Raw genomic sequence first — 2424 nt, forward strand, 5'->3', positions numbered from 1 at the left:
GGCCCTGTCGGCCCTGTCGGCCTTGTCGGCCCTGTCACCCCGTCGGCCGTGTCGGCCGTGTCGGCCTCGGGCTCAGCCCTTCGCCTTGAGGCCCTTCGGGTTCAGGTGGGAGATGTTGCCGCTCTCCGTGCCGTCCGAGGGGTCGATGACACAGTCGATGAGTGCCGGCACGCCGGCCGCCAGCGCCTCACGGAGCGCGGCGGCGACCTCGTCGGGCGTGGTGGCCTGGTAGCCCTTGCCGCCGAAGGCCTCGATCATCAGGTCGTGGCGCGCCTTGAGCGAGGTGGGGGCCGGGTCGGCCGTGGTGGAGGCCTCGTCGCCGCGGTAGACGCCGCTGTTGTTCAGGACGAGGGTGACCACCGGGAGGTTGTAGCGGCAGACGGCCTCGATCTCCATGCCGCTGAACCCGAAGGCGCTGTCGCCCTCGATGGCGACCACCGGCTCGCCGGTCTCCACGGCGGCGGCGATGGCGTAGCCCATGCCGATGCCCATGACGCCCCAGGTGCCGCTGTCCAGACGGTGGCGGGGCACCCGCATCCCGATGGTGTTGCGGGCCAGGTCGAGGGCGTTGGCGCCCTCGTTGACCACGTAGACGCGGGGGTTCTCCGCGAGCACGTCCCGCACGGCCTGGAGGGCGCCGAGGAACTTCATCGGATGCGCCGCCCTGGCGGCCTCCAGGCGCCGGGACATCTTCGCCACGTTCTGCGCCGAGCGGGTGGCGAGCTCCTCCCGCCAGGCCGCCGGGGCCGTGATCCGCCCGGGCTTGGCGCGTTCGGCCAGCGCCTCCATCACGGAGCCGATGTCGCCGACCAGTGGGGCGGCGATGGGCTGGTTGCTGTCCATCTCGTCGGCCGCGATGTCGACCTGGACGAAGGTGGCGTCGGGGTTCCACTGGGGCGCGTCGCCGTGACCGAGCAGCCAGTTGAGCCGCGCGCCGACCAGCATGACGACGTCCGCCCGCTTCAGCGCCAGGGACCGGGCGGTGGCGGCCGACTGGGGGTGGTCGTCGGGCAGCAGGCCCTTCGCCATCGACATCGGGACGTAGGGGATGCCGGTGGACTCCACGAAGGCCCGGACCGACTCGTCCGCCCGCGCGTACGCGGCGCCCTTGCCCAGCACGATCAGCGGCCGCTCGGCCCGCGCCAGCAGGTCGACCGCCCGGTCCACGGCCGCCGGCTGGGGCAGTTGGCGCGGGGCGGGGTCGACCAGCCGCCACAAGGAGGCCGCGCCCTTGCCGGCGTCGACGATCTCGCCGAGGACGGCCGCGGGGATGTCCAGGTAGACGCCGCCGGGGCGGCCGGAGACCGCCGTGCGGATGGCGCGTGCGACACCGCGGCCGATGTCCTCGGCGCGCGAGACCCGGAACGCCGCCTTGGCGAACTGCTTGGCGGCGGCGAGCTGGTCCATCTCCTCGTAGTCCCCGCGCTGGAGGTCGACCAGGTGCCGCTCGCTGGAGCCGGAGATCTGCACCATCGGGAAGCAGTTGGTGGTGGCGTTGGCCAGGGCCACCAGCCCGTTGAGGAAGCCCGGCGCGGAGACGGTCAGGCAGATGCCGGGCCGCTGGGTGAGGAAGCCGGCCGCGGCCGCGGCGTGCCCGGCGTCGCTCTCGTGCCGGAAGCCGATGTAGCGGATCCCCGACGCCTGGGCGAGCCTCGCCAGGTCGGTGACGGGGATGCCCACCACCCCGTAGACGGTCTCGACGCCGTTGAGCTTCAGCGCGTCGACGACCAGGTGGATCCCGTCGGTCAGGGCGTCCGGTCCGGCGCCCTCCGTCCCCGTGGCCTGCGCGACAGTGTCCGTCATGGTCCGGTTCCTCCCTGAGAGGGTCGCCGAGTTCCTCGTCCGCGTCCGAACGGACGACTGTATGCAGTATTCCGTGCGAGTGTATGCAGTATCCCGGAAGCGGCGGGGCGACGCCATACCGTGGCCGGAGCGAATCGGAATCGCCGCCGCGCGCGTGGGGAGCGACGGGCGTGGGGGACGGGCGTGTCAGCCGGCCGGAACGCGCACCGTCTCCACCCAGGACGGGGGGTCCTGTGCCGCGTCGCCGACGAGGGCGGCGATCAGCCGGCAGGCCGCCGGCTCCGCGGGCCAGGGGGTCGAACCGTCGGTGAGCACGACGACGACGCCGGGACGGTCGGGCCCCGCGAGGGCGGCCTCGATCCCCACCCGCATGTCCGTGCCGCCTCCGCCGCCCAGGGCGACCTGGTCCACCGAGGTCACCCTGGACACGGCGTGCACGTCGGCGTCGCAGGCGAGCACGGCCACCCGGTTCCCGCGCACCCCGACCTCACGCAGCACACCGGTGATCTCCCCCAGCGCGGCGGCGAGTTCGGCCTCCCCCATCGATCCGGACGTGTCGACGACCACGGCCACCCGGGGCAGCGGCCGGCGCAGGCTGGGCAGCACGACGCCCCGCAGGGC

General features: G+C 73.8%; 2 protein-coding genes. Both read right to left on the minus strand.

The genetic code is table 11. The features are described from left to right. Window positions 1–72: 72 nt before the first annotated feature. Complete coding sequence (oxc, locus tag HW445_RS26900; RefSeq protein ID WP_180223474.1) at window positions 73–1803, minus strand: oxalyl-CoA decarboxylase; 1731 nt, start codon at window positions 1801–1803, stop codon at window positions 73–75. 186 nt (window positions 1804–1989) lie between these two features. After that, window positions 1990–2424 (minus strand): VWA-like domain-containing protein (locus HW445_RS26905; protein WP_257231311.1); only part of this gene is annotated, 435 nt, incomplete at its 5' end.

The sequence above is a fragment of the Streptomyces sp. UH6 genome, assembly GCF_013421635.1.
GTDB lineage: Bacteria > Actinomycetota > Actinomycetes > Streptomycetales > Streptomycetaceae > Streptomyces > Streptomyces abyssomicinicus.